15 protein-coding genes are annotated in these 21,324 nt (G+C 63.5%); 10 read left to right on the top strand and 5 right to left on the bottom strand.

The features are described from left to right. Window positions 1-146: 146 nt before the first annotated feature. A complete protein-coding gene (gene uvrA, locus I41_RS00455) occupies window positions 147-7,661 on the bottom strand; it encodes an excinuclease ABC subunit UvrA (protein WP_145429920.1) in 7,515 nt (2,504 codons plus the stop codon). 332 nt (window positions 7,662-7,993) lie between these two features. Between uvrA and I41_RS00450 the strand changes: the two genes are divergently transcribed. The 5 genes from I41_RS00450 (at window position 7,994) to I41_RS00430 (ending at window position 11,358) form a co-directional block, all read left to right on the top strand. Next, the gene (locus tag I41_RS00450; protein WP_168206580.1) at window positions 7,994-8,674 is read left to right on the top strand and encodes an SGNH/GDSL hydrolase family protein; all 681 of its coding nucleotides are present in this window, start codon (window positions 7,994-7,996) and stop codon (window positions 8,672-8,674) included. A gap of 143 nt (window positions 8,675-8,817) precedes the next feature. Continuing rightward, window positions 8,818-9,693 (top strand): class I SAM-dependent methyltransferase, encoded by an 876-nt coding sequence (locus I41_RS00445; protein ID WP_145429916.1) that lies wholly within the window; start codon window positions 8,818-8,820, stop codon window positions 9,691-9,693. 213 nt (window positions 9,694-9,906) lie between these two features. After that, the gene (locus I41_RS00440) at window positions 9,907-10,137 is read left to right on the top strand and encodes an AbrB/MazE/SpoVT family DNA-binding domain-containing protein (protein WP_145429914.1); all 231 of its coding nucleotides are present in this window, start codon (window positions 9,907-9,909) and stop codon (window positions 10,135-10,137) included. Window positions 10,138-10,140: 3 nt separating this feature from the next. Further along, on the top strand, window positions 10,141-10,533 hold the full coding sequence (locus tag I41_RS00435) for a type II toxin-antitoxin system death-on-curing family toxin (protein ID WP_145429912.1): 393 nt from the start codon (window positions 10,141-10,143) through the stop codon (window positions 10,531-10,533). 15 nt (window positions 10,534-10,548) lie between these two features. Beyond that, entirely contained in the window at window positions 10,549-11,358 is an 810-nt protein-coding gene (locus I41_RS00430; protein WP_145429910.1) for a TrmH family RNA methyltransferase, read from the top strand. An 89-nt stretch (window positions 11,359-11,447) separates the two neighbouring features. Here I41_RS00430 and phnD read toward each other — a convergent pair whose 3' ends face one another. The 3 genes from phnD to I41_RS00415 form a co-directional block, all read right to left on the bottom strand. Next, window positions 11,448-12,524, bottom strand: coding sequence for a phosphate/phosphite/phosphonate ABC transporter substrate-binding protein (gene phnD, locus I41_RS00425; protein WP_145429908.1), 1,077 nt, complete (start codon window positions 12,522-12,524; stop codon window positions 11,448-11,450). Window positions 12,525-12,700: 176 nt separating this feature from the next. Next, window positions 12,701-13,564, bottom strand: coding sequence for a bifunctional methylenetetrahydrofolate dehydrogenase/methenyltetrahydrofolate cyclohydrolase FolD (gene folD / locus I41_RS00420; RefSeq protein ID WP_145429906.1), 864 nt, complete (start codon window positions 13,562-13,564; stop codon window positions 12,701-12,703). A 126-nt stretch (window positions 13,565-13,690) separates the two neighbouring features. After that, entirely contained in the window at window positions 13,691-14,224 is a 534-nt protein-coding gene (locus I41_RS00415; protein ID WP_168206579.1) for a phosphatidylglycerophosphatase A family protein, read from the bottom strand. Window positions 14,225-14,385: 161 nt separating this feature from the next. Here I41_RS00415 and I41_RS00410 point away from each other — a divergent pair, with 161 nt between their 5' ends. The 4 genes from I41_RS00410 (at window position 14,386) to I41_RS00395 (ending at window position 18,583) form a co-directional block, all read left to right on the top strand. After that, window positions 14,386-16,107, top strand: a complete 1,722-nt coding sequence (locus tag I41_RS00410; protein WP_145429902.1) for an NADPH-dependent assimilatory sulfite reductase hemoprotein subunit — start codon at window positions 14,386-14,388, stop codon at window positions 16,105-16,107. 184 nt (window positions 16,108-16,291) lie between these two features. Next, complete coding sequence (locus I41_RS00405) at window positions 16,292-16,555, top strand: hypothetical protein (RefSeq protein WP_145429901.1); 264 nt, start codon at window positions 16,292-16,294, stop codon at window positions 16,553-16,555. A gap of 341 nt (window positions 16,556-16,896) precedes the next feature. After that, a complete protein-coding gene (locus I41_RS00400) occupies window positions 16,897-17,583 on the top strand; it encodes a response regulator transcription factor (RefSeq protein ID WP_145429899.1) in 687 nt (228 codons plus the stop codon). A gap of 85 nt (window positions 17,584-17,668) precedes the next feature. After that, entirely contained in the window at window positions 17,669-18,583 is a 915-nt protein-coding gene (locus I41_RS00395; RefSeq protein ID WP_145429897.1) for an NAD(P)-dependent oxidoreductase, read from the top strand. A gap of 4 nt (window positions 18,584-18,587) precedes the next feature. On the opposite strand, the gene I41_RS00390 is transcribed toward I41_RS00395, so the two are convergent. Next, entirely contained in the window at window positions 18,588-19,748 is a 1,161-nt protein-coding gene (locus I41_RS00390; RefSeq protein ID WP_145429895.1) for a glycosyltransferase family 4 protein, read from the bottom strand. A gap of 261 nt (window positions 19,749-20,009) precedes the next feature. Between I41_RS00390 and glf the strand changes: the two genes are divergently transcribed. Next, complete coding sequence (glf, locus tag I41_RS00385) at window positions 20,010-21,293, top strand: UDP-galactopyranose mutase (protein ID WP_246133765.1); 1,284 nt, start codon at window positions 20,010-20,012, stop codon at window positions 21,291-21,293. The last annotated feature ends 31 nt before the right edge of the window (window positions 21,294-21,324 follow it).

Raw genomic sequence — 21,324 nt, 5'->3', positions numbered from 1 at the left:
GCGCGGCGAAACTAGGGGCGTTTCCGGCGGCAAGATGCCGAAATCGGGGCCGATTGTTTCGATTAGGGCGCAGCGTGGCAAAATGGCAACATCGTACGGCCCGCGCGCAGAGAACGTTGCCGTTAGGCACGACAGATTGCCGGCGACTATTTCGCCACGGCGCGGACGGCTTCGAGGTGTTCGGCGAGAAACTGCGCCAAGCCGCCGCGCGTGAGGTCTTCGGGGGCAATGAAGCGTAGCTTCACGGCGTCGAGGCCTTCGGCGCCAGGTTGGATCAGCTGTTTGACTCCGATTTGAGCGACGCGACCGGTGGCGAAGGCGCCGGCCGGGCCGTGGAGCGAGAGGTCGACGCCGACGGGGCGCTTCGTGTGGACGGTGGCCCAGGGGTGGCGCTGATTGGGGAGCATCAGGTGGATGACTTGTTGGTTGTTCCAGAGGTATTGGGGTTGGGACGCGGGTTGACTGGCCGCTGAAGCTGCCAGTCCGGCGGCTAGTCCGTCGGAGAGAGACGCTTGGGCGGTGGATTCCAGGAGCTCCAATAACTCCTCGAGCGTTTCTTGAGGCCAGGCGATCTTTTTGCCTGGCGGGAAGCCTTTGCGAGCGAGGTGCCATTTCTTGCCGAGGACCTTCCACGGCATGACGTCTTCGGGATTCTTGCCGACGCGCTCGGTGAATTTTTTGAAGCCTTCGACAGCCAGCTCGACCATCGACCAGAACGCGGGGGTGTTGAGTTCGTCCCAGCCGTGGGCGAAGACCTGCACCTCTTGAAATGGCCCGCGCAGGTTCTTGCACTTCACGCGCGGGCCGTTGCCGTAGGTTTCGATTTCGGCGAGATCGTTGAACGGCGGCAGGTTGAGCTCGGCGGCGAGGCGCTCGGCGTTGAAGGTGCGCTTCGCAGTGCGGAACTTCAGCTTCAGCACCCAGGGCTCGCCGGTGATGGCGTGGAAGAACCAGCCGTCGGCCTTCTTCGGGCCGTTGATCTCGACGATCGTGCGGTGCGACCAGTCGGTCGTCAGGAACGAATCGCTGAGGGCGTGGACGCGCTCGTCGATGGCGGCGAGGATGCGGCCATCCCAGCGGACCGGGTCGCCGCTGCGTGAGACGCGGTCTTCGACGTGCCACTTGCGGCCGTCGGTTTCCCACGGCATCTGGACTTCCTTGCCGAGGTCGGTGATGTCGAGGTCGCCTTGGCGCTTCGCCTCGGCGGCGGCGAAGTCGTAGAATTTCCGCTCGGCGTGAGGGCCAGCCGCGAGGATCGGAGCGAGGGCGGCGGCGGTGTGGGAGATAAGTGTGGAATGGGGAATGGGGGATGGGGAGGATTTGGTGGTTGGCTTCTTGCGTTTCGCCTTTCCCATTCCCCATTCAGCATTCCCCATTTGCTCCACCAACTGCTCGGGCGTTCCTTGGCCGACGACGTTGCCGCCGCCGGCGCCGGCTTCGGGGCCGATGTCGATCAGCCAGTCGCACTGCTTGATGACGTCGAGGTTGTGTTCGATCACGAGCACCGTGTTGCCAAGATCGACGAGGCGGTGGAGGACGTCGAGGAGTTTGGCAATGTCGTCGAAGTGGAGGCCGGTCGTCGGTTCGTCAAGGATGTAAAGCGTGCGGCCGGTATCGGGCCGCGCAAGTTCGGCGGCGAGCTTGACGCGTTGGGCTTCGCCGCCCGAGAGGGTCGCGGCGCTTTGGCCAAGGGCGACGTAATCGAGACCGACGTCGCAAAGGGTTTGCAAGATTTTGCGGACTTTGGGGATGTTTTCGAACAGTTCGCGGGCGTCGCCGCACGACATTTCGAGCACGTCGGCGATCGATCGGCCGCGGTACTTCACGTCGAGCGTCTCGCGGTTGTAGCGATGCCCCTGGCAAGTATCGCAATCGACCCAGACGTCGGGGAGGAAGTGCATCTCGATGCACTTCTGGCCGGCGCCCTCGCAGTCGTCGCAGCGACCACCAGGGACGTTGAAGCTAAAGCGGCGGGCCGCGTAGCCGCGGACTTTCGCCTCAGGAAGCTGGGCGAAGAGCTCGCGGATCAGTTCGAAGACGCCCGTGTAGGTGGCGGGGTTCGACGACGGCGTATTGCCGAGCGGTCGTTGGTCGACGCGAATGACTTTGTCGATCTGCTCGACGCCGGCGATGGAGTCGTGGTTGCCGGGGATCGTCTTGGCGCGATGGAGCTGGCGCGCGAGCTGGTTGTAGAGGACGTCTTCGACCAGAGAGCTTTTGCCGCTCCCCGAGACGCCGGTCACCGCGGTGAGCGTGCCGAGGGGGATCGTGACGTTCACGCCCTTCAGGTTGTTGTGACGGGCGCCGAGGATGCGGAGGGTGGAGGAGGGGAATGTGGAAGGTGGAATGAGGAACGGGGAGGACTTATCACTCTTCTTTGACTTGGATGTTGCCTTGGGCTTTTGTCCATTCCCCATTCCGCCTTCCCCATTCGTCACCCGCCGGTTGCTGATGACTGGAATCGCCTTCTTCCCCGAAAGGTACGGTCCTGTGACGCTGCCGCGTTTCTTGCTCACTTCCTCGGGCGTGCCGCGGGCGACGATGTCGCCGCCGAGGCGGCCGGCGGCGGGGCCGAAGTCGAGCAGGCCATCGGCGCCGGCGATGACGTCGCGGTCGTGCTCGACCACCAGTAGCGTGTTGCCGAGGTCGCGGAGCTTGTGGAGCGCCGACACCAGCCGCGTGTTGTCGCGCGGATGGAGGCCGATCGTCGGTTCGTCGAGGACGTAGAGCACGCCGCAGAGGCCGCTGCCGACCTGGCTCGCGAGGCGAATGCGCTGCGACTCGCCGCCCGAGAGGGTCGGCGCGGAGCGGCCGATGGTGAGGTACTCGAGGCCGACGTCGATAAGGAAGGTGAGACGATTGCGGATCTCGCGGATTAGCTCGCCGGCGATCTTCTTTTGGGCGGCAGGGAGCTTCCACTTTTCGACCGTGGGGAGGAGGTCGCTAAGCGGCAAGCCGCAGTACTCTCCGATGGTGAGATTCTGGAAGCGGACGGCGGCGGAGTCGTCGCGCAAGCGGCTGCCGCCGCACTGGCTGCATTCGATCTCGTCGACGAGATGTTCGAGCCGGCCGCGCAAGCGCGGCGACAAGCGCGAGGCTTCTTCGAGGGCGGGGTAGAGGCCTTTGTACTGGAACCTGAAAGAGGCGAGAGGTCGTAGGTCGGGGGTCGGAGATTTAGAAGCCCTTTTACCGGCCTCTGGCCTCTCGCCGCGGACCTCTCCCGCTACTTCAATCCACTCTTCCCCCGTGCCGTACATCACCAGCCGCCGATTGCGCGGGGACAGCTTGTCGAACGGCACGTCGACGGGGATGCCGAAGCGGTCGCGGAGGGCGGCCAGCATCGCGGCGAAGAGGGGTTGCTTGACGTTCGGCCAGACGAGAATGGCGCCTTCGGCGAGGCTCATCGACATGCTGCGGAAGAGCGACGCGGGGTTGGCTCCGACTTCGGTCCCCAGGCCTTCGCACGCGCCGCACCAGCCAAGGGAGCTGTTAAACGAAAAGTGATGCGGCGACAGCGTCTCGAAGCTGCGGTTGCACTGAGTGCAGACGAGGTGCTGGCTGTGGACCTTCACCGGCCAACGGCTTTCAGGCTGCTTGTCGTCGACGACCGCGAGGTGGAGCACGCCGCGACCGAGCGAAAGGGCGGATTCGATGCTGTCGGCGAGGCGGCCGCGACCTTCCTTGCGAATGGTGATGCGGTCGATGATCACTTCAACGTCATGCTTGCGGCGGCGATCGACGGCGGGGATCGCGTCGAGCTCGTACGTTTCTCCGTCGACCCGCACGCGGAGATACCCGTCGCCCTTGAGCTTGGCCCACAGCTGTTCGTACTGTTCGCCCTGGGCGAGATGCAGCGGGGCCATCAGATAGGCCTTCGTCCCTTCGGGCTCGGTCAGGACGGCGTCGATGATTTCGTCGGAGGTTTGCGTGCCGATGGGAATGTCGCAGTCGGGGCAATGCATTTGGCCGAGTCGCGACAGCAGGATGCGGAAGTAATCGTAGATTTCGGTGACGGTGCCGACGGTGGAGCGCGGCGTGTGGCCGGTGGTGCGCTGCTCGATGGCGATCGCGGGCGAGAGGCCTTCGATATGCTCGACCGCCGGCTTCTGCAGCTGACCGATGAACTGCCGGGCGTAGCTCGAGAGACTTTCGACGTAGCGGCGCTGGCCTTCGGCGTAGATGGTATCCATCGCGAGCGACGTCTTGCCGCTGCCGCTGGGGCCGCAGCAAACGGTCATCTCATCGCGGGGGACGGAGACGTCGACGTTGCGGAGGTTGTGCTGGCGGGCGCCGCGGACGGTGATGTGCGTCGCCTGCGGGACGGGAACGCGCAGCGACGTGGCGGCGTGGTGGGCGGCGATTGATTTGGGCGTCTTGACGCCGAGGTAGGGGGCGAGGGAGAGGCCGGTGTGGGAGGGAAGTAATGGGGCATCGGGAATGGGGGATGGGGCGGAATTGGCGTCGGGTTTTTTGCCCTTCCCCATTCCCCATTCAGCATTCCCCATTGCTCGTAGCGCATGCTGTACCAGCTGCTCCGGCGTGCCCGACATGACGACCTGGCCGCCGGCCTTGCCTCCCTCGGGGCCGATTTCGATCACCCAGTCGGCCGTCTTGATGACGTCGAGATTGTGTTCGACGACCAGCACCGTGTTGCCGGCGTCGACGAAGTCGTGCAGCACTTTGAGCAGCAGCTCGATGTCGGCGAAGTGGAGGCCGGTGGTCGGCTCGTCGAGCAGGTACATCGTCCGCCCGGTGCTCTTCTTCACCAACTCGCGGGCGAGCTTGATGCGCTGGGCCTCGCCGCCGGAAAGCGTCGGCGACGGTTGGCCGAGCTTCATGTAGTCGAGGCCGACCGCGTGGAGCGTCGCGAGGCGGTCGTAGATCGCGGGGACATTTTCGAAATGCTCCATCGCCTGCTGGATGTCCATGTCGAGGACTTCGGAGATCGACTTCCCCTTGAACAGCACCTGGAGGGTTTCGTGATTGAAGCGATGCCCTTGGCAGACGGGGCAGGTGATCCAGACGTCGGCGAGGAAATCCATCTCCAACTTGTTCGAGCCATTGCCGCTGCAGGCCTCGCAGCGGCCGCCGACGACGTTGAAGCTGAACCGACCGGGCTTGTAGCCGCGACGCTTTGATTCAGAGAGCTGCGCGTAGAGGTTGCGGATCTCGTCGAAGACCTTGATGTAAGTGGCCGGGTTCGAGCGAGGCGTGCGGCCGATGGGGGTTTGATCGATGGCAATCAACTTGTCGAGTTGCTCGATCCCTTCGATGCGATCGTGCTCGCCGGGAACGCCTTTGCCTCCCATGAGATCGCGGAGGAGCGACTCGCTGACGATGTCGTTGACGAGCGAGCTCTTGCCGCTGCCGCTGACGCCGGTGACGCAGACGAATTTTCCCAGGGGGATTTCAACGTCGACGTTGCGTAGGTTGTTGTGTCGCGCTCCGACGACTCGCAGAACCGGTTGGGATGCTAGTGGGGAATGAGGAATGGGGAATGGGGCGGGCGCCGAGGTTGGGGACGACCCGGCTCGCTTGGCGTTCTCCCCATTCCCCATTCCGCCTTCCCCATTCGCGCCACGCCGGTGCTTGGGGACTTCAATGCGCCGTCGACCCGAAAGGTACGCTCCGGTGACGCTCTCCTTCGACTTCTCGACGTCTTTCGCTTTGCCGATGCCGACGACCTTGCCGCCGCGCACGCCGGGGCCGGGGCCGAAGTCGATGATGTGGTCGGCGGCCCGCATCGTGTCTTCGTCGTGCTCGACGACGACGACCGTGTTGCCGAGATCGCGCAGGCGTTCAAGCGTGGCCAGCAGCCGGTCGTTGTCGCGGGGGTGGAGGCCGATCGAGGGTTCGTCGAGGATGTAGAGGACGCCGACCAATCCGCAGCCGACTTGGCCGGCGAGGCGAATGCGCTGCGACTCGCCGCCGCTGAGCGTCGGGGCCGTGCGGTCGAGGCTCAGGTACTCCAGGCCGACGTTCGCGAGGAATCCGAGCCGACCGCGGATCTCCTTGAGCGCTTCCTCGGCGATTTGCTGCTGAGTGTTGTCGAGGACCAGCCCGCTGAAGAATTTTTCCGCTTCGGAAATCGGCAACGAGCAGATAGCGGGGAGCGTGAGCGTCGGGTCGCCGGCAAACGCCGCGTCGGAGGTCGTGAGGCGGACGGCGCAAGCTTGCTCGTTGAGCCGCTTGCCGTCGCAATCGGGGCAGCGGATGACGTTCATGAACTGCTCGAGCTTGGCGATGAGCGACTTGCTCTTGGCCGAGCGATACTTTTCGAGCAGCTCCGGGATAACGCCGTCGAACGTGCCGCCGTACTTCTGCGATGCCTTGCCGTTGCGCCAGGTGTAGGTGATATGCTCGCTGCCGGTTCCCCACAGCCAGATGCGGCGTTGCTCCTCGGAGAGCTCGCTCCAGGGCGTTTCGAGGAGATAGTGCTCGCCCAAGTCGAGCTTGCGATCCATCGTCTCGGCGACGCCGGCGTAGATGTGGCGCTTCCAGCGGCCGAGATCTTTCCACGCGCCGATGAGTTCGATGGCGCCCTTAGCGAACGACAACGACGAATCGGGGACGAGCTTCGCCGGATCGAAGCTGAACATCTCGCCGAGGCCGTCGCAGGAGAGGCACATCCCCTGCGGACTGTTGAAGCTGAAGAGTTGCGGCGTCGGCGGCTGGAAGCTGATGCCGCAGGAATTGCAGGCGTAGTCGGCGCTGAGGGTGATGTCGCCTGGTTGGCCGTGGCCCTTGTGGCGGCCGCGGGCCGCAGGGGGGGCGGCGGGTTCGGCTTCCTCTTCGTCGCTGTTGTCATCTCCGGTGGGGGCGCGCTTCGCTGACGCGGCGCGGTTAACGCGTTTGGGAGTGGGGGCTTCTTGTTCTGCATCGCGATCTGCGAGCTCAGCGCGGTCCTCGTCATCGAGCTCGATGCTCGGCTGTGGGTTGTCGACTTCGGGCGTGACGATGAGGTTGCCGTCACCCAGCTTGAGCGCGAGCTCCACCGCCTCCGCTAGGCGCGTGCGGATCGCCGGTCCCGCGACGAGGCGATCAATCACCACCTCGACGTCGTGCCGCATTTGCCGGTCGAGCGACTGGGCTTCGGTCAGCAGCACCACGCGTCCGTCGACGCGTGCGCGGACGAAGCCTTGCTTCTGCAGGTCCTCAAACAGATCCTTGAACTCCCCTTTTTGCCGGCGGACGACCGGCGCGAGGACCATGAACTTCGTCTTCGCGGGGAGCTGCTCGATCCGGCCGATGATCGCCTCGCGGCTTTGGGCGGTAATCACTTTGCCGCACTTGGGGCAGTGGCCCTGGCCGACGCGGGCGTAGAGGACCCGGAGGAAGTCGTAGATTTCGGTAATCGTCCCAACGGTCGAGCGGGGGTTGTTGCCGGAGGACTTCTGGGAGATCGAGATCGAGGGGCTGAGGCCGCTGATGTGGTCAACGTCGGGCTTGGGCATTTGGCCCAGGAACTGGCGCGCAAACGTCGACAGGCTTTCGACGTACCGCCGCTGCCCCTCGGCGAAGAGCGTGTCGAACGCCAACGAGCTTTTGCCGCTCCCCGAGACGCCGGTGAGGCAAATCAGCTGGTTGCGGGGGAGGGTGACGTCGACGCTCCGCAAGTTGTGTTCGCGGGCGCCTTTGATAATGATGTCGGAGGCGGGCATGCGGCAGAGAGGCTGTAGGCTATAGACCTGAGGCTGGGGGAAGAAGAGGGAAAGCGAGTCTCTCGGACTTCTTCGGCTAGGTCGGTGGGTCGAGGCTGAAAATCGTCTGTGGCGCGAATCTCGTATTGTACGCCCGTCCAGCGATAAGCCAACGGCGAAGATTCTTGGCGGGTACAAGCGTTTTCGAGTTCGCAGCAGGAGCTTGATCAATCATGGCGACGACTGAACATGCAGCAGCGGTTGCCGGCAGGGCCCGGCTCCGCCGGGGGGTCGGTTGGAACCCGCATTCTTGGAGGCGAACTCGCGACGCTACCCGTCGGCGGAGGCGAGGGATGCAATCGACGGCGGCCGCGCTGACTTGCTTATTACTCGGCGCCAGCATGGCGCCCGCCGTGCGGGCTAAGGACCCGAAGCCGTGCAAGCCCGAAGTTTGGGCCGAGGCGATTGCAAAATTCGAAGAGGAGGACAAGAAGATGCCGCCGCCGAAGGGGGGAATCATGTTTCTCGGTTCCAGCAGCATCCGCGGCTGGAACACGAACAAGTGGTTTCCCGACTTGCCGGTGGTGAACCGCGGGTTCGGCGGCTCGCAGATTTGCGATTCGACCCACTACGCCGACCGGCTGGTGAATATTCATCAACCGCGGATCGTCGTCTTCTACGCCGGCGACAACGACATCGCTGGCGGCAAAAGCCCCGAGCAGGTCCGCGACGACTTTCACGCGTTCGTCGAGAAAGTGCGCGGGCCGCAGCCGGAATTGCCGATCGTCTTCATCTCGATCAAGCCAAGCATCGCGCGGTGGAAGCTGGCCGACAAGATCAAGGAAGCGAATCGGCTGATTCAGGAAGACATCGAAGAGCTCGGCAACATCGAGTACCTGGACGTTTGGCCGGCGATGCTCGATGAAGAAGGGGAACCGCGAGAGGATATCTTCGTCGAGGATGGGCTGCACTTGAATGAGGATGGTTACAAGATCTGGACGGAGCTGGTGATGCCGCTGGTGGTGAAGAAGTAATCTCACCACGACGACACAACGGGCACGACGACATACAACGGCGATTCAATTCGCTCTTGCAAATTGTTGGCACGCGTTGATCTGCTATTCGTTCTTTCTGCCGTCGTGCTCGCCGTGTCGTCGTGGTTCAAGATCGAAGCAGCATGAATAACGCTTGGCCTGATTATGAGCTGATCGATTTTGGCGATGGGCGCAAGTTAGAGCGGTTTGCAGGTTGGGTGCTCGATCGGCCGTGCCCGTCGGCGGCGGGCGTCACGAAGACTAAGCCGCAAGCGTGGCGCGGCGCCATCGCACGCTTCGAGGGCGACCGCGCCGCCGATGGCGAGTGGTCGCCCGCAGCAGCGAAGTGGCCGCAGCGCGAGTGGACGCTCCGCGTGCCTCTCGGCGTTGATCGTTCGTTCCAAATGCTGCTTGAACCGTTGCCATCGGGGCAGATCGGCCTCTTTCCGGAGCAGTGGGATAACTGGCGCTGGATCGCGCCGCGGGTGGCGGCCCAAGGGCCGCCGCTCAGTGTGCTGAATTTGTTTGCTTACACGGGCGGCAGTTCGTTGGCGGCGGCCGCGGGCGGAGCGAACGTCGTCCATGTCGATGCGGCGAAGAGCGTCGTCGCCCGCGCGCGGGAGAACGCGGCCGCCGCGGGCCTGGCACAACACCCGATCCGCTGGATCGTGGAAGACGCGCTGAAATTCTGCCGCCGTGAAGTGAAGCGCGGCAACCGCTACGACGCGATCATTCTTGACCCGCCGACTTACGGGCATGGGCCCAAGGGAGAAGAGTGGAACATCAAACGCGACCTGCTGCCGCTCTTGGAACTGTGCGGCGAGCTGACTGAACGAAGGCCAAAGTTCGTGCTGCTCACCTGCCACACACCCGGCATCGGCCCCGCGGAGCTTTCGGCGTATTTGAGCGAGGGAATCTTCGGCAGCTGCGGTCAACCGCCGCGAACGATGGAGCTATCGCTCTCAACCGCCGACGGCCGCCGCCTCCCCAGTGGCATGGCCGCCCGCTGGCCAGGGTGATTCGCCCTTCCTCAACCACCCGCCAACAGCCGGAGGGCCACGCCCTCCGGGTCGCAGCGTACGACGGCATAGAAAACCGCTCGACCCCGCCCCCGGACCGCGTGGCGGTCCGGCTAATTGAGGCGTTTTCGGTTCCCCCTACGCCTCGAACCTTGTGCAATCCCGACATGTCTTGATCTTCGCCAGTCAGCTATAGTTGGGGAGGAGAAAGACATGATTATGACGACAACGCACGTTACCGATGTTGGAAGTTCGCTGGGAGTCGTGCTGCCTCCCAACGTTGTGGAGCGGTTGAAACTCGCCAAAGGCGATCAGCTCTGTATTATCGAAACCGCTAATGGCGTGGAGATCGTCTCACTAACGCCGCAACAAGCGGAGCAACTTGAGATCGGCCGGCGAGTGATCGCCGAAAATCGCGAAGCCTTGCAAGCGCTCGCGAAATAGCCGATGAACGAACCTATCTGGCTTGATGAGAAGATCCTCAAGATCCTCCATCTTGAACAACTTCAGCAGTTCGGCGGACTTGCCGGAATCCGCGACGAGGGTTTGCTTCTTTCTGCGTTAGCGCGGGCTCAGAACCGATGGGCATACAGTGCTCCCAAGCCCGATGTCATCGCCTTAGCCGCTTCGTACGCTTTCGGAATCGCGAAGAATCATCCCTTCTTCGACGGGAATAAGCGTACGTCACTCATCGCCTGTCAGATGTTCTTGCAGCAGAATGGCTTGACACTGGTAGCCCCGCAACCTGACCAAGTGCAGATCATCTTGGGTCTAGCGTCTGGTGAGATCGGCGAACCCGAACTGGAAGCATGGATCCGTCCGCGGGTCCGTCCTATGTAATCACTAAGTCGCCGCATGTCCACCCAGCACATCACCAGTCGCCAAAACGTCCGCGTCAAAGAAGCCGCGAAGCTGCGTCTCGCGCGGCAACGGGAACGGCAGGGGCGATTCGTTATTGACGGCGCCCGCGAATTGCTCCGAGCCATCGAGGCGGGGATCGAGATCGTCGAGGCGTTCATCTGCGAGCCGCGGTGCGTCGATGACGAAACGCGATCGGCGGCGACGCGAGTTGGCGAGACGGCGGCGGTGGTGGCGACGGTGACCGAGGAAGTGTTCGAGAAACTTTGCTTCGGCGAGCGCACGGGCGGCGTGCTGGCGATTGGGCAAACGCCAACGCGGTCGCTCGATCGACTGCAGCTGCCCACGACGCCGCTCGTCGCCGTGATTGAAGGGCTTGAAAAGCCTGGAAACGTCGGCGCCGTGCTGCGGAGCGCCGACGGCGCTGGCGTCGATGCGGTAGTGATCGCCGATCCGCGGACTGATTTATTTAACCCGAACACGATTCGGGCGAGTTTGGGGACCGTCTTCGGCGCCAATGTTTGCACAGCGACGAGCGCCGAAGTGCAGGAGTGGTTGCGGGGTCTGGCGCTGCCAATGTTCGCGGCCCGCCCAGACGCGACGCAGCTTTACACAGAGGTCGACTATCGCGGCGGCGCGGCGATCATCTTGGGGAGCGAAGCCGATGGGCTAACCGCGGCATGGAGCGGCGATGCGGTGACGGCCATCGGCCTGCCGATGCGGGGGATTGCCGACAGTCTGAACGTCTCGGCGACGGCGGCGGTGCTGTTCTACGAGGCGCAACGGCAGCGCACTGGCAAGCGTTGACGGGGTCGGGGGCCTTTTGCCACTCTGGTAGGTTCAGTCTGAAAACAAAGTTACCAGTGGCAAAAGGCCCCCGACCCCTTCGAACTCCTCTACGCCGCCGGGGCTGCGAGTTTAGTGAACAACTCGCCGCCGGCCTTGTTGATCTCGCGGACGGGTTCCCAGTCCTTCTTGTAGTCCACCGGGGCGAACTTCACGCTCCCCGATTTGCCTGGGCCTGCTTCGAGACCGGTTCCCTTCCAATCAAAGGTTGTGAGCGTCTCGACGATGCCGTCGCGCAGTTCGGGCTTCAGGTTGTAGGCGTACCCGACGACGCCCGGCGGGTAGGGCTTTGATTCGTAGATGACCGAAATGTCGCTTTCAGCAATGTCGCCGTTGGCGATCATCCGTGCCAGAATGTCGCTCGCAACGGCCGCGGCCATGAACTTCTTCTCGGCGATGCCCTTGATTGAGTTTTCGTGACCGAAGGACCACCCCCAGCTATAGTCGCGTTCCGGCTGCAGGTCGTGCTCCTTCATCAGCATCACCAGCGCGGCCGTGCAACCGCTATTGGAGCGCGGACGGACGAAAGTCATCCGCTTTCCCTTGACGTCGTCGACCGATTTGACGTCGCTGCCAGCGGGGACAATGATCTTCATCGTGTAGCTAAACTTGCCGTCGGCGTCGGCAAAACATGCCGCAGGAATGAAACCGGCTTCGTTGACCGCTTCCGGCGTTTCGCCCGTGGCGAATGCGGTGACATGCAACTCGCCGTTCTGCAGGGCGCGCATCTGCTCGCCGACGTCGGCGTAGGTGACGAGGTTCACCGGCTTGCCAAGCTTCTCCGACAGGGCGGCGATGAACTCCTTCCACGTTGCCGCTTCATCCTCGGTATCGCTGGAGGCGACGTAGGAGAAATTGATCGTGTCCGGATCGAGCAGTGCTTTTTCGTCCTGGGGCGAATCGGCGAGCAAATCGCCGTCGGCGTCGGCGAACTTCTGACTCAGACTGTCGGACGAGGCGACGTCGGCGAGTAGCCGGGACGCCATCGTTCGCTCCAGCCGCGCTTGGGCGCTGTTCTCCAGATTACCGCTGTACATTTTGGCGGCCCAAGCAACCAGGGCGAGTGGGATCACCAGCATGAGGACGCGGCCGAAGGAGAAGGAGCCGGCGCTTTCGGGATCGGACATCGTTGGACCTGCGGAGGCGGGGTGACGCGGCGACGGCGGCGCGGCGCGCGGGAGTTGCGGCGACGGGGGCGGGACGACCCGGCTCGCTAGTTCGGGTCAGCATACCACTGGCAGGGGCGAATTCAACAAAAATGCCGCGCCTTGCCGCCGGCGCCGCGCGCCTGCCCGACCGCGAGTCACATTTCCAGCTGGCGCGCCGCCGTCAGGGTGTTCACCAGCAACATCACCCGGGTGAGCGGGCCGATCCCTCCAGGAACCGGCGTGATACGGCTGGCGACGGGCAGGATCGCCTCAAAGTCGACGTCGCCCACCAGTCCGGCGTCGGTGCGGTTGATGCCGACGTCGATCACGGTCGCCCCTGGCCGAATCATGTCGGCCGTGATGAACTTCGGCTTGCCGATGGCTGCGACCAGAATGTCGGCCTGGCGCGTAAAGGCGCCAAGATCGGGCGTACGGCTGTGACAGAGGGTGACTGTGGCGTCGGCGCCCGGGCCGCGTTGCGCGAGCATAATCGCCAACGGCTTGCCGACGATGTCGCTGCGGCCGACGACGACGACATGCTGGCCGGCAATCGAGACGTTGTTGCGCACGAGGATCTGCTGCACCGCAGCCGGCGTGCAGGGGAGGAATCGCGGCTGGCCTTGGACGACCAGTCCCACGTTCTCGGGATGGAACGCGTCGACGTCTTTGTTCGGACTGACGGCTTCGAGAATCGCCCGGCTGTCGATCTGCGGCGGCAGCGGAAGTTGCACGAGAATGCCGTGGATCGCGTCGTCGCGATTGAGCCTGGCGATGAGGTTGAGCAGCTCGTCTTGCGTGGTCGTCTCAGGCAACCGGTGGAGCGTGCTGTTGATGCCCACTTCCTCGCAGTCGCGACGCTTGTTGCGAACGTAGACCTGGCTCGCCGGGTCGCCGCCGACCAGCACCGCGGCCAGTGCCGGGACGACGCCGTTGTTCTCAATGAATTCAGCGACCTCGGTCGTCAGTTCGCTGCGGATCTGGCGGGCGAGAGCGTTGCCGTCGAGGAGTTGGGCGGGCATCGGCGGTGAGAGTTCAGGGTTCAGAGGTCAGGGTTCAGCGAAAGCAACGCTTTCGGCCAGCGAGCCGGAGGGTTCATCCCTCAGGTAGCCCAGCCCCCCGATTGTACCCCTCGCGCCAACCAAGCGTCAGACGCTCGGGACGAGCCATTCGTAGCCGCCGGCGCGTTCGGCCCAGACGAGAAGCTGCAGCAGCAGATTGGCCAGCACCGCGGCGACGGCGTCGTCGGCGACGATTCCCAGGCCGCCGGGGAGGCGCTCGGCGACGCGGACGAGGCCGGGCTTCCAGATGTCGCAGAGGCGGAACAGGACGTAGCCGGTCAGCAGCACGGTCCAGTTGAGCGGCGGCCCGGCGAGGAAGACGATCGGCAGGACGACGATTTCGTCGAGCACGATGGCTCCGGGGTCGCCGGTCGAGCCCAGGGCTCGCGCGGCGATGTCGCAGATGAGGACGGCCCCGACCAGCAGCACGGCGATCACGCCGATTTGGGCCCCGATCGGACTGAGCGCCGACACAGCAGCGGCGACGCCGAGCCCCCACAGGCCCGCGAATGTGCCGGGAGCCGGCGTCACCAGGCCGAGACCGAGCCCCGTCGCGACCCACACGCATATTCTGGCGCTGAGCGAACCTGGCGAGCCGGGGACATTGTCATTTGCTTGCATGGGTTGCATCGTACGGGGGCGCAGGCAAACAATGGAAGGCGTCGACCGATATGGCCGGCGTTTCCGCCGACAGGTATGATTGAAGTTCGAGTCAAACTAACCGACCTAGGCAATTTGTGCAGGCCGCCGCGCTGGCGAGCCGGCCGCAAGCAAGCGGGATCATGAGCGACGCCCCCACCAAAGAAGAGAAGCTGAGCCCCGTCGAGGGGATGAAGATCGAGAGCAACTATCTGCGGGGGCCGATCCCGGCGGAGTTGGTCGACGGCAACGATCACTTCGGCAAGGAGAGCATCCAGCTGCTGAAGCATCACGGCACCTATCAGCAGGACGACCGGGACGATCGCGACGGCGGGAAGACCTATAGCTTCATGGTCCGCTCCGCGATTCCTGGCGGCAAGCTGACCAGCGAGCAGATGCTTGCGGAAATCGATCTCTGCGACGAGGTCGGCAACACGACGCTGCGGATCACGACCCGCCAGGGCCTGCAGCACCACGGGATTCTGAAGTCGAACCTGCAGCAGACGATCCACCGCATCAATGAAGTGCAACTCACCACGCTGGCCGCTTGCGGCGACGTGGTGCGCAACATCATGTGCTCGCCTTGCCCCTATCACGGCGATGCGGTGTATAGCCAGTTGCAAGCGTTCGCCGACGAGTTGGTGACCCACATGCGGCCGCGGACGCGGGCGTACCATGAGCTCTGGCTCATCGACGAAGCGACGCGAGAACGGCAACTGGTCGGCGGCGGCAAGATCGAAGGGGATGAGGTCGAACCGCTCTACGGCCCGACCTATCTGCCGCGCAAGTTCAAGATCGGCATCGGGCTGCCGACCGACAATATCGTTGATCTCTATTCGCAAGACCTCGGCTTGATGGCGATCGCCGAGAACTGGAACGTCTCCGGATTTAACATGCTCGTCGGCGGCGGCTTCGGCGTGACGCCCAGCGCCGCGAAGACTTTCCCGGCGCTTGCCCAGCCGATGTGCTACATTCCGCTCGCGCAGGCGATCGACGTCGCGAAGGCGGTGATCAAAGTTCAGCGTGATTTTGGCAATCGATCCGACCGCAAGGTGGCGCGCCTCAAGTACCTGATTCACAACTGGGGGCTCCCGCGCTTCAAGGAGAAGGTCGAGGAGTACTTCGGCGGCCCGCTCGCGCCGCCGCGGCCATTCGTCGTCACCGACCAAAACGACGGCATGGGTTGGCACGCCCAGGGCGACGGCAAGTGGTTCTACGGTCTCAACGTCGAGAATGGCCGCATTAAGGACGAAGGCTCGATCCGGCTGAAAACGGCGCTCCGCGAAGTCTGCCGGACGATTGCTCCGCCGTTGCGGCTCACTCCGCATCAGGGCATCATTTTCTGCGATCTCAAAGAATCGGACCGCGGCCGACTGACCGAGATCTTCCACCGCAATGGCGTTCCGACCACGGAGGAAACCAGCGCTGTCCGGCGCTGGTCGATGGCGTGCCCCGCGCTGCCGACGTGCGGGCTATCGATTACCGAAAGCGAACGTGCGCTGCCGGGGATGATCGACCAGATGGAGCACAGTCTGGCCGAGTTGGGCTTGGCGGGCGAAGTCTTCACCACCCGGATGACCGGCTGCCCCAACGGTTGCGCTCGTCCTTACAACAGCGACATCGGCTTGGTTGGCAAGGCGAAGGGGAAATATACGATCTTCCTGGGCGGGCGGCGCCAGGGCGATCGTCTCAACTTTATTTACCAGGACATGGTTCCGTCGGAAGAGGTCGTCCCGCGGCTGGCCAGCGTCTTTCGGTATTACCGAGACGAGCGCCAACCGGGCGAGGCGCTGGGCGATTTTTGCCACCGCAAAGGCAAGGACGACCTGCTCGCTCACTGCGAGATTCCCGTCGAAGCGGTCTAACGGCAAATCACTAGCCGGAGGGCCACGCCCTCCGGACCGGCGGCTCGTTTGGCGATGTCTCCCGGACCGCGTGGCGGTCCGGCTAGCCGTTACGGCGATGCGCCGCCGCTGCTAGTAGCAACCGTGGCTCCTACGGTTTACACTGTCGCCGTTGCAACAAGACTTCTCCTTCGAGGCGCAGGACATGGCTTGGCTGTTCGAGCGGATAGTTGAATTGGCGGCCTGGGTCGCGCTGGTCTTGGGCCTCGTGTTTCTTGCGGGGGCCGTTTACTACTTTGTTCACGGCGTACTCGCATGGATGAATGAGAGCCGACTGGAGTCGACCGATTTGCTCATCCAGTCAGCAATTGCCGCCTCGGCGTTCGTGCTGTCGATCGTCGCCATGGGCGTCCTGGCTTGCATCGATCACTATGTGTTCGACGCCGACGAACGCATCGCGGCCAAGTAATCCGCAATCGCTGACCGTTCCTCGTAGCGCGGGAGTTTCTCCCGCCGCTGCCAGATGACGCCCTCTCTAGATGAGGGTGTTTCCTTCAGGCCGTGTGCGGGGTTCCGTAGGGCTATTTGACTAGCCGACGGCATACGCCGCACAGAAGTCGAGGATCCGTAGAGCAAAGGCACTAGTGAAATCTGATTTTCTTCGAGCCCGCGCGATAGAGCGCGGTTAGAGTTTCACGCCGCAACGCGCGATTGCGATCGTACGGCGGCTTTGTCGCCCCCAGGGTGGCGGCAAACCTCCCTCACATCGGTTCCGCCCGCGAAGGCGGAACTCTCGCCGAAGGTTGTGACATGTTTGAAGCCCCGCTGCTGTACGTCGTCGACGACGACGCCCAGGGTCTCGACCTCGTTTGCGCGATGCTCCACGACCTGGGATTGGAATACGAACGGTTCACTTCCGCTGAGGAACTGCTCGAACGTTACGACGACTCGCCAGGATGCATCCTGGCCAGCGATCGGCTGCCCGGGATGGGCGGTCTCGAACTGCAATTGGAACTTCAGCGCCGCGATTTCGTCATTCCGGTGATTCTCATGACCGGCAGGCCCGAGACGTCCGTGATTGTGCGGGCGATGCAAAACGGAGCGATCGCGGTGCTCGACAAGCCGTGCGGTTCGAAGGCGCTCGGCAGCGCGGTTGAAGCGGCGCTGGCGATCGATGCGGAACGACGTTACCACCGTCGCCGGCAGGCGAGCATGCGGCAGCGCATCGATAGCCTCACTTGCCAGGAACAAGAGGTGATGCGGCAAATTGTCGACGGTGCGCCGAACAAGGTGACGGCCAGCCGGCTCGGAGTCAGCGTCCGCACGATCGAGAACCGACGCCGCAGCATCTTCGCCAAACTGGGAATTCGCTCGGTCGCGGAGCTCGTCGCCACTGTCATGCAGGCGACGCCGGAAGTTTCGCGGCCGACATCGCGACGGCCCGCAGCGGTCGCCGACGCGCGGACGGGCAGGTCGCTCCTCTGCTCAGCGAGTTGAACGGCGAATCAAGCCGGACCCTTGGAAGCGGCTCGGGAAGCGTGGTAAGGTCTGCTGAGACAACCAACTCAGGAGACTTCCCCGCATGACTCACTTCCGGATTTCACCCGACTCGACTCGCATCGGCTGGATCGGCGTCGGCGTGATGGGCTCGAGCATGTGCGGTCGGCTCATGGACGCCGGTTTCCAGGCGACCGTGCAGAATCGCACGCGGTCGAAGACCGATCCGCTGGCGGCGCGGGGCGCGAAGGTCGCCGCCACGCCGCGCGATGCTGCCGCCGATGCCGACGTCGTCTTCTCGATGGTCGGCCACCCGCACGATGTGCGCGAAGTCATCCTGGGCGTCGACGGCGCGCTTGGTGCGTGTCGCGAAGGGGCGATCCTCGTTGACATGACGACCAGCCAGCCGGCATTGGCCGAGGAGATTGCGGCCGTCGCCGCCGAGCGCGGAGTCATCTCGATCGACGCTCCAGTGTCGGGGGGCGACGTCGGCGCCCGTGGCGGAACGCTCTCCATTATGATCGGCGGCGATCAAGACGCCGTGCAGGCGCTGGAACCTTGCTGGCAAGCGATGGGGAAAACCTGGATTCGGCAAGGCGGTCCCGGCGCGGGGCAACACACGAAGATGATGAACCAGACGCTCGTGGCCGCTGGCATGGTCGGCATTTGCGAGGCTTTGCTGTACGCCCATCGAGCTGGGCTCGATCTCACCCGGGCGCTCGAATCGGTCTCTTCCGGCGCAGCAGGAAGCTGGGCGCTGTCAAACCTGGCGCCGCGGATCGTGCGCGGCGACTTTGCGCCCGGGTTCTTCGTCGAGCACTTCCTAAAGGATCTGGCAATCGTGCTCGAAGAGTCGCGGCGGATGAACCTGGCGTTGCCCGGAGTTGCGCTAGCGGAACAGCTCTATCGAGCCGCGGCTGGGCAGGGCCACCTGCGCGACGGGACGCAATCGCTCATCCTGGCGCTGGCGCAGCTTAGCGGGTTCGATTGGCGGAGCTGATCCGTCAAGCGGCGACGCGCGCGCGATGCTGGCGTTTTTCCGTGGCGGCGTTGAGCAGCGCTGCGGCGAAGTCTTCGGCCGGTTGCAGACTGTGGCGCTGGCGAATCGTCTGCGCCGCCCGCGCCCCCATAGCTTGCCATTCATGTCGGCGCTGCCAGGCCCGCTCGAGTGCGTCGTCCAGCAGTTCCAAGGTTGCCGCAGCCGCGACGAATCCATTCTCGTTGTCGTCTACCAGTTCAGCCACGCGGCCGACGTTGGTGACGATCGGCATGCGCCCGCACAGCATCGCCTCGATCATCGCCAAGGCGTTGCCCTCGAAACGCGAAGGCAACACCAGGGCATGGTGGTCCCGCCAAATCGCGTCGACGTTCTGCGTAAAGCCGTGCAAGAAGATTTGCTTCTGCTGGCCATGAAGGGAGATCAGTTCCTTGGCTTGCTGCATGCTGCCGCCGTCGCTGCCCCAGCAGTGGACTTCGACGGGCCGGGTCCGCCACTTCGGCTGCCGCATCACGCGTAGCAGCAAGTCCTGAGCCTTGGACTGAAAGTGAACGCGGGCGACGCAGGCGAGCTTCCACGCCCGCTCTCCGCTGGGCCACGCCGGCGCCGCGTCAAGCGGCACTTGAAACGGGTTGTCGACGATTTGGGCATCAGCCAGATCGAGCGCGAGATTCGTTTCGACGATGGCTTGGTTTTGCTTCGACACGAAGAAGCAGCGCATAGCGCCATCATAGGCGGCGCGCTCGACGGCGAACCGATTCATTTCGATCCAGTGGTACGGACTGGCCGACTGCACCAGCACGGCGTAAGGAATTTTTTGCTCCCGGAGCGTCGCCGTGATCGACGTCTCATCAAGGTGAAACCCAACCGACAGTAAGACAAAATCGGGCTTGGCGGCCTTGATCCAATCGAGCCCGGGATGTCGTCCCAGGTGAACGGCGTTCATGACCTTGCGAATTGCGCGGCCAACGCGGATGCCGCGGCGGAGGTAAACTTCGGCCCCGTGACTTTTGAGGAGTTCCAGGCGTTCGACCGGTTCCTTGCGGCGCTTGTAATTAATGCAGATCTGGTGCCCTTGCTGCTGCAGGACGGCAGCGGCGCGACTCCAGAGTTCTTCGCTCCCCCCCCAGGGCATGCCGGCCATCGTCGAATAAATTCCGATCCGCATCTAGCCATCCTTGAGCCGCCGACGAAGGCCTATCCCTTTGAGCGGGACGTCGCGCCGTCGCACCGTTCGCGCCGCGTCTTGCGGGCGCTCCTCAATCTTCGAAACATTGCCTGGATAGGTCGCTATCGAGATTCCCCAATCCGGTCGGCGAGCAGGGCCGGAATGTTAACAATCCTTAACCCCGGCGGGCAACTCCAATCGGCTGCGAAAGCCTGATCCGAGGCAAAACGCCAGTCATGCTCCAGTAGAAGCCCCTTACGCATGGCCGAGCAGGCGGACCGGCGTCTCGCTAGCAGCGCCGGAATCGACTTCACGGCTGGCCGGCGGGTTGCTAAAAGTCTTGGCTGCCGCCAGCGGACGAGCGACGGCAAAAGGTCAGAAGGTCAGAAGTTTGTCGAAAACGCGGCGGTAATGAGCGACATGAAGGCTGGTTTTGATTACGTGGTCGTCGGCGCCGGCATGTACGGCAGCGTCTTCGCCCGGTGCATCGCCGAAGCTGGCCGGCGAGCCCTGATCGTTGACTGTCGCAACCATATCGCCGGCAATTGCTTCAGCGAGAAGATCGACGGCGTCGAGGTCCACCGATACGGACCCCATATTTTCCACACGCAGGACGCCGACGTGTGGGCCTTCGTCAATCGCTTCGCAAAATTCAATCACTACCGCCACCGCGGTCTCGTGCGGCAGCACAACCGCCTCTATTCCTTCCCGATCAATCTCATGACCCTCCACCAAGTGTGGGGCGTCTCCACGCCGCTCGAAGCTCAACGCCGGCTCGCGGCAGTCCGCGAGACGACGAGCGGCGACACGCTGGAGTCCTGGATCGTCGGCGAGATCGGTCGTGAGCTCTATGAATTATTCATTCGGGGTTACACGACCAAGCAGTGGGGCCGCGATCCGAGCGAGTTGCCGTCGTCGATCATCAAGCGCATTCCCATTCGCCTGAATTGGGATGACAGCTACTTCGACGACAAATATCAGGGCATCCCGATCGACGGCTACACGCGAATGTTCGAGAACATGCTCGACCATCCGAACATCGAAGTCGAGACGGGCGTCGACTTCTTCTCCAATCGAGAGGAACTCGAAGCCGCGGCCCCGCGACTGGTCTATTCTGGAAAAATCGACGAGTTCTTCGATTACCGCTTCGGGGAACTCGACTATCGTTCACTGCGATTCCGCACGACGCGGCTCAGCGGCGATTTTCAAGGCGCGGCGATCGTCAACTACGCCGACCGCAATGTGCCGTACACGCGGGTCGTTGAACACAAGCATTTCGCGATGCGCGAGAACGAGCGGACCGTCGTGACGTTCGAATACCCGCAGCCTTATCAGCCAGGTCGAGAACCCTTCTATCCGGTAAGGGATTGGCGGAGCGTGCAGATCTATCAGCGTTACCGTCGGCTAGCCGACGAAGGGACGGCGATCATCGGCGGCCGTTTGGGCTCGTATCAGTACTTCGACATGCATCAGGTGATCGGACAGGCGATGGTCGCCGCCGAGCGAGAAGTGGGGCAAAAGCGGCAACTCTCCCGGGCCGCCTAGCGGCGCGGCACGCTGCTGCGAAACGAGTAAC

The sequence above is a fragment of the Lacipirellula limnantheis genome (genome assembly GCF_007746075.1).
In the GTDB taxonomy this organism is placed as follows: Bacteria; Planctomycetota; Planctomycetia; order Pirellulales; family Lacipirellulaceae; genus Lacipirellula; species Lacipirellula limnantheis.
Note: the sequence above shows the minus strand (reverse complement) of the source record. Positions and strands in the feature narration are given on the sequence as shown.